Annotated in this window: 10 protein-coding genes; all 10 read left to right on the top strand. The window is 68.1% G+C overall.

What is annotated here, in order from left to right; all coding sequences use genetic code 11:
- The first annotated feature begins 491 nt into the window (after window positions 1–491).
- The 10 genes from E1286_RS26955 (at window position 492) to E1286_RS26910 (ending at window position 7276) form a co-directional block, all read left to right on the top strand.
- On the top strand, window positions 492–851 hold the full coding sequence (locus E1286_RS26955) for a hypothetical protein (protein ID WP_132616726.1): 360 nt from the start codon (window positions 492–494) through the stop codon (window positions 849–851).
- Window positions 851–1225: a hypothetical protein gene (locus tag E1286_RS26950; RefSeq protein WP_132616724.1), complete on the top strand. Its 375-nt coding sequence runs from the start codon at window positions 851–853 to the stop codon at window positions 1223–1225. The genes E1286_RS26955 and E1286_RS26950 overlap by 1 nt, the downstream gene beginning before the upstream one ends.
- A gap of 64 nt (window positions 1226–1289) precedes the next feature.
- A complete protein-coding gene (locus tag E1286_RS26945) occupies window positions 1290–2555 on the top strand; it encodes a serine hydroxymethyltransferase (protein WP_132616722.1) in 1266 nt (421 codons plus the stop codon).
- Between the two features lie 58 nt (window positions 2556–2613).
- Window positions 2614–3900 carry a glycosyltransferase family 4 protein gene (locus E1286_RS26940; protein WP_132616720.1) on the top strand — a complete coding sequence of 429 codons (1287 nt, stop codon included), beginning with the start codon at window positions 2614–2616 and terminating at the stop codon, window positions 3898–3900.
- A gap of 132 nt (window positions 3901–4032) precedes the next feature.
- Window positions 4033–4455, top strand: coding sequence for a Cg1360 family ATP-synthase-associated protein (locus tag E1286_RS26935; protein ID WP_132616718.1), 423 nt, complete (start codon window positions 4033–4035; stop codon window positions 4453–4455).
- 66 nt (window positions 4456–4521) lie between these two features.
- Window positions 4522–4740, top strand: a complete 219-nt coding sequence (locus E1286_RS26930) for an AtpZ/AtpI family protein (RefSeq protein WP_132616716.1) — start codon at window positions 4522–4524, stop codon at window positions 4738–4740.
- Between the two features lie 49 nt (window positions 4741–4789).
- A complete protein-coding gene (atpB, locus tag E1286_RS26925) occupies window positions 4790–5581 on the top strand; it encodes a F0F1 ATP synthase subunit A (protein WP_132616714.1) in 792 nt (263 codons plus the stop codon).
- A 69-nt stretch (window positions 5582–5650) separates the two neighbouring features.
- Window positions 5651–5881: an ATP synthase F0 subunit C gene (gene atpE / locus E1286_RS26920; RefSeq protein WP_132616712.1), complete on the top strand. Its 231-nt coding sequence runs from the start codon at window positions 5651–5653 to the stop codon at window positions 5879–5881.
- Window positions 5882–5914: 33 nt separating this feature from the next.
- A complete protein-coding gene (locus tag E1286_RS26915) occupies window positions 5915–6466 on the top strand; it encodes a F0F1 ATP synthase subunit B (RefSeq protein ID WP_132616710.1) in 552 nt (183 codons plus the stop codon).
- Complete coding sequence (locus E1286_RS26910) at window positions 6467–7276, top strand: F0F1 ATP synthase subunit delta (protein WP_132616708.1); 810 nt, start codon at window positions 6467–6469, stop codon at window positions 7274–7276.
- Window positions 7277–7297 lie beyond the last annotated feature (21 nt).

Raw genomic sequence — 7297 nt, 5'->3', positions numbered from 1 at the left:
GCCAGGGGAGTGGTGGCCAGGGGAGTGGCGATGGCGGAGCCGGAGGGCAAGGGGCCGGGGAGCAGGGAAGGCCGGTCGTCATCCCGCCGACGAACCCCGCGTCCGAGACACCCGTCGGCACGGCCCCCGATGGCACGGCCCCCGATGGCACGGCCCCCGATGGCACGGCTCCTGGCGGCACGGCGACCGGCAGCCCGGGTGCTGGAAGCCCGGATGCCTCCGGTGCGGGTCGGGAGAGCGGGACGACCCAGGGTCAGCCTTACACCGCACAACCCGGCCACGCCCAGCAGGCCGCCTACAGCGGTGATGCGATCCATGGCACTCAAGGCGTCGCCGGTGGCCACGGCCTACAAGGCGCCTCGGGCTCGTCGCCTGGTTACGGCGGGGGTGCCGATACCGGTTACGGGGCTCAGGCGATCGGGGCGGGTGGTCATGAGGCGCCCGGACGGTCCGGGGTGACCGAGTCTTGGGGAGGCGCCGACCGCGGGGATGTGGTGTCGGTCGAGGCCGGGCCGCCCGACATGGACGCCATCCGCTCGTTGATCGAGAACCATCGTGAGGTGCAGCCCATGGAGATGCCGTCCGTGCAGGTGCCGCCTGGTGAGTACGGCACCGGCCCGTGGGCTCCGGAGGACGTCGGGCCGGACGGACCGGCCGGCTCGGTCGATCCCGGAACGCCTGGTACGGATGCCGGCGCGCTCGGTACGGGTACTGGCACACCGGGCGGAACCGGTGCGGGCTCCTACGCGCCGGCCGAAACCGGTGCGCCGGGCGGCCGTGGTGCCGACGGTGCGTCTGGTGTGCCGGAGACCGGTCCCGGTGCCGGTGGGGTGGCGGGGAGGACCGTGTGATGTACGTCGATCCGCCGGCGCCCCGGCCGAGGGAAGCGGGGGAGCGGCCGCCCATCAGCGCTGCCGGGCCTCTGGACGCGCCTCAGCGGGCCTGGGAGTTCAATCCCGACTACCAACGCCTGGTCGACGCCTGGAACGCCGCCATGCCGCATCTGGAGACGCTCAGGACGGTTCTCGACAAGGCCTACAGCCGCGCCAAGAGCCCGCAGACGTGGGACGCTCCCGTCGGCGAGCGGTACGTCGAGGACATCCGCGAGTGGCGCGAGCGGCTCGCCCGCTACCGCCACGCCGTGCTCACCGCGATCAGCGACGAGGCGGCCGACACTCCACGGTGGGTTCAAACGACGGCCAACGCACCGCATGCCTTCCCGTGAGGCCTGATTTCCCGGGCATGACGGCCCTATGGGAGAAACGGACACCGGGTCGTACAGTGAGGTCATGGGTGCGGAACCGCACTACGGGCCCGACTTCGGGCAGCTGCGCCGGCAGGATCCCGAGATCGCGCAGATCCTGCTGGACGAGCTCGAGCGGGTGCGCGGCGGCATCCAGCTGATCGCCAGCGAGAACTTCACCTCGCCCGCCGTCCTGGCCGCCCTCGGCTCGACCCTCACCAACAAGTACGCCGAGGGCTATCCGGGCCGGCGCTACTACGGCGGCTGCGAGGTCGTGGACCGGGCCGAGCGGCTGGCGGTGGAGCGGGCCCGCGAGTTGTTCGGGGCGGACCACGCGAACGTCCAGCCGCATTCGGGCGCCTCGGCGAACCTGGCCGCGTACGCGGCCCTGCTGCAGCCCGGCGACACGATGCTGGCCATGGCGCTGCCGCACGGCGGTCATTTGACCCACGGCTCCAAGGTGAACTTCTCGGGAAGATGGTTCGACGTCGTGTCGTACGGCGTGCGACGCGACACCGAACTCATCGACTACGACGAGGTCAGGGACCTGGCGCTGCGCCACCGGCCGAAGCTCATCGTGTGCGGGGCGACCGCGTACCCGAGACTGATCGAGTACACGGCCTTCCGCGGCATCGCCGACGAGGTGGGGGCGTGGCTGCTGGCCGACATGGCGCACCCGATCGGGCTGATGGCGGGCGGCGCGATCCCGTCGGCGGTACCGTACGCGGACGTCGTGACCTTCACCACGCACAAGGCGCTGCGCGGGCCGCGCGGCGGCGCGATCCTGTGCACGGAGGAGCTGGCCGGGAGGATCGACCGGGCGGTGTTCCCGTTCGTGCAGGGCGGGCCGCTGATGCACGCGGTGGCGGCCAAGGCGGTGGCGTTCGGGGAGGCGATGCGGCCGGAGTTCGCCGACTACACCAGAAGGGTGATCGCGAACGCCAAGGCGCTCACGGACGCGCTGGCCGTCGACGGCATGCGGGCCGTCTCCGGGGGCACCGACACCCACCTCGCGCTGATCGATCTGCGCGCGACGGGGGTGTCGGGGGCCGAGGCCGAGCGCAGATGCGCCGCGGCCGGGATCACGCTGAACAGAAACGTGATTCCGTACGATCCGGAACCCGCCGCCGTGACCTCCGGGATCCGGGTGGGCACGCCGTGCGTGACCACCCAGGGCATGGACACCGAGGAGCTCAAGGAGGTCGGGGCGCTGGTCAACAGGGCGGTGCGCCAACCGGGCCGGGCCCGGGAGGTTCGGGAAAGAGTGTCGGCGCTTCTCGCCATCCATCGGCCATATCTCAGCGAATATTAAGCTGGTCTGTGTCGGTTTCCGGTCACACTTGGCCGGAGCATCCGGGAAACTAGGGTCCGTGCGCGAATACCTGTTCATGGCGCTCATCTCAGCGGTGGTGACCTACCTCCTCGTCCCGCTGGTGCGCCGTTTCGCCGTCCGCATCGGCGCCATGCCCGAGGTACGCGAACGTGACGTGCACACCACGCCCACGCCCAGACTGGGCGGCCTGGCGATGTACGGCGGCCTGGTGGTGGGCCTGCTGACGGCGAGTCAGCTCACGCACACCGGGGCGGCGCTCGCCGAGTCCGACGCCAACGCGGTCACCGCGCTCATCGTGGCCGGCGCGCTCATCACGATCACCGGCTTCCTCGACGACTGGTGGGGCATGGACCCCTTCATCAAACTCGGCGGGCAGATCGCGGCGGCCGGCGTGCTGGTCTTCTACGACATGAGGCTGCTCTACATCCCGCTGCCGAAAGACTGGGGCGGCTCCACCAGCCTCGACTACACCCTCAGCATGGTCATCACGATCCTGGTCGTGGTCGTGACGATCAACGCGGTCAACTTCGTCGACGGGCTCGACGGGCTCGCCGTGGGGATCGTGTGCATCGCGGGCATGGCCACCTGGGCTTATTCGATCTTCCTGGCCAACGAGATCAGCGGGGGCCGCATCACGACCACGGCCGCGATCGCCGCCGTTCTCATCGGCGCGTGCCTGGGCTTCCTGCCGCACAACTTCCATCCGGCGAAGATCTTCATGGGCGACACGGGGGCCATGCTCATCGGGCTCGTGCTCGCCTCCTCGATCGTCACCGTGACCCCGCTCGACCCGGCGATCATCGAGAACATGAACCGGTTCGGCGTGCTGCTGCCGCTGCTGGTCCCTGCGGCGGTGCTGGTGCTGCCGCTGATCGACCTGATCACCGCGGTGGTGCGACGTACTTCGCAGGGCCTGTCCCCGTTCGCGCCCGACCGTGGCCACCTGCACCACCGGCTGCTGGACATCGGCCACTCCCACCGCAGGTCCGTGCTGATCATGTACGCGTGGGCGTTCCTGTTCTCCTTCGGCATCGTGGGGATGTCCGCGATCGGTGTGCCGATCATGCTGTTCCCGGTGGTCATCGTGCTCGCGCTGGCCGTGCTGGTGCTGATGGCGGCGCCGCGCTGGCGGGGCAGGGGCGGCGCGCACGCTGCCTCGCGCGACAAGCAGCCCGACGACGACGGCCCGCCGACCGGCCCGATGCCGCCGATCTTCCCCGACACCGAGATCAGGAGCCACAACCCGCCCGCGGACGGCCCCCCGTCGGGACGTGCGACAGCAGAGGGCAATCCGGTCATTCCGGTCTTTCCCACCCGCTCTTGATCGCCCACTAGAAACGGCAGGTAAAAGCGGTCTTCCGGAGCTTGTGATATCTTTCACGAACAGGCACCTCCAGCGCACGCATATGCTTTGGAGGTAGCAAACGCTCGCTTGATAATTTTCCAGAGGAGCACCATGCAGGCCCAGGACGTGCACGTCTTGAAGAGTGCAGCACTGCCGACTGCGGCGGTGGGGGTGGTAGCCGTGGTCGCGGCTCTCCTCCTGGCCGGCGGCAAGGGCGCGCTCGGGGCCGCAATGGGCATGCTGCTGGTCGCCGTCTTCTTCGGCGTCACTCTGGTGGCGGTCGGCTTCGCCTCCCGAGTCTCCCCCCACGTCATGGGCGCGGTCGCGATGGGCACCTACCTCGTCAAGGTGGTCGCCGTCATGCTGGTGCTGGCCGTGTTCCGCGACACCACGCTCTGGGATTTCCGGGCCTTCGCCTGGTCGATCGTCGTGGGCACCCTCGTCTGGACGGGCTTCGAGGCACGCGCGTTCTTGAAGACCAAGATGCTGTACGTGGACCCCGAGGTCACGGTCGCGGAGACGCGCGAGCGATGATGTCTTACCGCCGTGACGGGTCCAATATGACTAGTCCTTCGCTTGCCTGCTATCGTCAAGGCCGCGATGAGCGAAAAGAAAGACCGACCGAACGAAGACGACGGTCGCAACTTCCCCGACGACGCTTGGTCGATCATCAGCACCCTGCTTTCGGGAATACTGATCTACGGCGGCATCGGCTGGTTGCTGGATCGTTGGCTCGACACGGTCGCCTTCTTCCCCATCGGCGCCGTCGTGGGGGTCTTGCTCGCTGTCTACCTAGTCTACCGAAAGCTCGGTGGCTAGCTCAGGGCCGCACCCTTGTGATCACCTACCACTTTGAAGGGAACGCCGCGTGAACGCGCTGACGCTCCTCGCCGATCCAGATACTTTCAGAGCGCCGACACCTGAAGAGCTGTTCCAGCTTGCGCCGGTCGGCGGGATCTACTGGCTGACCAAGCCTGTGATCCTGGCCGTTCTGAGCGCCATCGTCGTGGTCGCCATCTTCTGGAGCGCCTTCGCCTCGCCGAAGCTCGTCCCGCGGGGCATGCAGAATGTCGTCGAGATGGGCTACATGTTCGTCCGGGATGAGATCGCGCGGCCCTTCCTGGGCAAGGACGCCGATCGATGGATGGGCTTCATGCTCTCCATCTTCTTCCTGGTGCTCGTCTGGAACCTGATGGGCGTCGTCCCGTTGATGCAGTTCCCGGTCGCCTCGCACCTCGCGTTCCCGATCGTGCTCGCCGGCGCCATCTACATCATCAAGATCTACCTGGGTGTCAAGCACCAGGGGCCTGTCGGCTACTTCAAGAACATGATGTTCCCCCCGGGTCTGCCCAAGGGGATCTACGTCCTGCTGGCGCCGATGGAGTTTCTCTCCAACATGATCATCGCGCCGTTCACCCACGCGGTGCGGTTGTTCGCGAACATGTTCGCCGGGCACACGCTGATCGCCTTCTTCAGCATGGTCGGCTACTGGTTCCTCTTCGAGAAGCTGACTCCGCTGGGCGCGCCCATCGGCATCATCGGCGTGCTGGTGACCATCGTCTTCACCGCTTTCGAGATGTTCATCCAGTTCCTGCAGGCCTTCCTGTTCGCGATGCTCGCGTCGATGTACATCGGCGGTTCCCTGCACCCTGAGCACTGAAACTCAGCCCCACCACGTGTCCAGACCGGTGACGACCGATCACCGGCCGTCCAGTAAAGGAAAACAGCAATGAACGTTCTCGCTGAGGTCTCCGGCAACGTCACCGCCATCGGTTACGGTCTCGCCGCCATCGGCCCCGGCATCGGCGTCGGCATCATCTTCGGCCAGGGCGTGCAGGCCATCGCCCGCCAGCCCGAGGCCTACGGTCTGCTCCGCCAGAACATGCTTCTCGGCACCGTTCTCACCGAGGCCCTCGCCATGCTCGGTCTGGTCGCGCCCTTCATCTTCCAGACCATCTGACGACCCGAAGAAACCTGACGAAAGGCTGCGTCCATGACCAAGGCAGCTACGCTCCTCGCGGCGGAGGAGGGCTACAACCCGCTCCTTCCGCACATTTACGAGCTCGTCGTCGGCATCTTCTCGTTCGCTGTCGTCGCCTTTTTCCTCATCAAGGTCCTCACGCCTCGTATTCAGAAGGTGCTGAACGAGCGGACCGACGCGATCGAGGGAGGCATCAAGCGGGCCGAGGGGGCCCAGGCCGAGGCTCAGGAGCTGCTCAAGCAGTACCGCGACCAGCTCGCCGAGGCCCGGCACGAGGCCGCGCGGCTCCGTGAGGAGGCCCGCGAGCAGGGCGCCCAGATCAAGGCCGAGCTCCGCGAAGAGGCGCAGGCCGAGGCCCGCCGCCTCGTCGAGGCGGCGCACGCGCAGATCGAGGCAGACCGGCAGCAGGCGTTCGCCCAGCTCCGCTCCGAGATCGGCCGTCTTTCCGCCGATCTGGCCAGCCGGATCGTGGGGGAGGTCCTGGAGGACGAGGCCAGGCAGCGTCGTACGATCGACCGCTTCCTGGACGACCTCGAGAACTCCACAGCGCAGGCGGTGCGATAGATGAGAGGCCTGAGCAGGAGCTCGCTCGTAGAGGTCGAGGAGCGTTTCAACGCGGTGGCGGGTACCGCCGACCTCGGCACGCTCTGCGACGAGCTGTTCGCGATCGCCGATCTGCTCGACCGGGAGCACAGCCTGCGCCGTGCTCTGTCCGACCCGGCCAAGCCCGCCGAGCTCAGGGCGCGCACCATGCGGGCGCTGCTCTCCGGCAAGGTGAGCGAGGCCGCCGTGGCCACCGCCGAGGCCGCGGCGGCGGCGAAGTGGTCGAGCGGGATCGACCTGCCCGACGCGCTGGAACGGCTCGGCGTTGTCGCCGCGGCCGCCGAGGCCGAGGGCACGGGCACGCTCGATGAGGTGGAGGACGAGCTCTTCCGCTTCGGCCGGGTGATGGCCGCCAATCCGCTGTTGCGGCGAGCGCTCGCCAACGACACCGCCCCCGAGGAGGCCAAGCGGCAGCTGCTGCGCGACCTGCTCGGCGGCAAGACGGCGCCGACCAGCGTGCGGCTCATCTCGCAGGTCGCAGTACATCCGCGAGGACGTAGCCTGGAGTCAGGCCTGGAGGAGTTCGGACTGCTGGTCGCGCAGCAGCGCCAGCGCTTGGTCGCAGTGGTGCGCAGCGCGGTCGAGCTGACCGAGCAGCAGAAGGAGCGCCTGGCCACCTGGCTCAGCACCTCCTACGGCCGCGACGTGCATCTGAACGTCGAGGTGGATCCGCGAGTCATCGGTGGGTTCTCGGTCCGCATCGGCGACGAGATCATCGACACCACCATTGTGGGACGAATCGAAGAAGTCCGCCGCCGGTTGGCCGGCTAGGCGAATAGGGAGACAGAGTAG

The organism is Nonomuraea terrae, from assembly GCF_004348995.1.
Lineage (GTDB): Bacteria > Actinomycetota > Actinomycetes > Streptosporangiales > Streptosporangiaceae > Nonomuraea > Nonomuraea terrae.
Note: the sequence above shows the minus strand (reverse complement) of the source record. Positions and strands in the feature narration are given on the sequence as shown.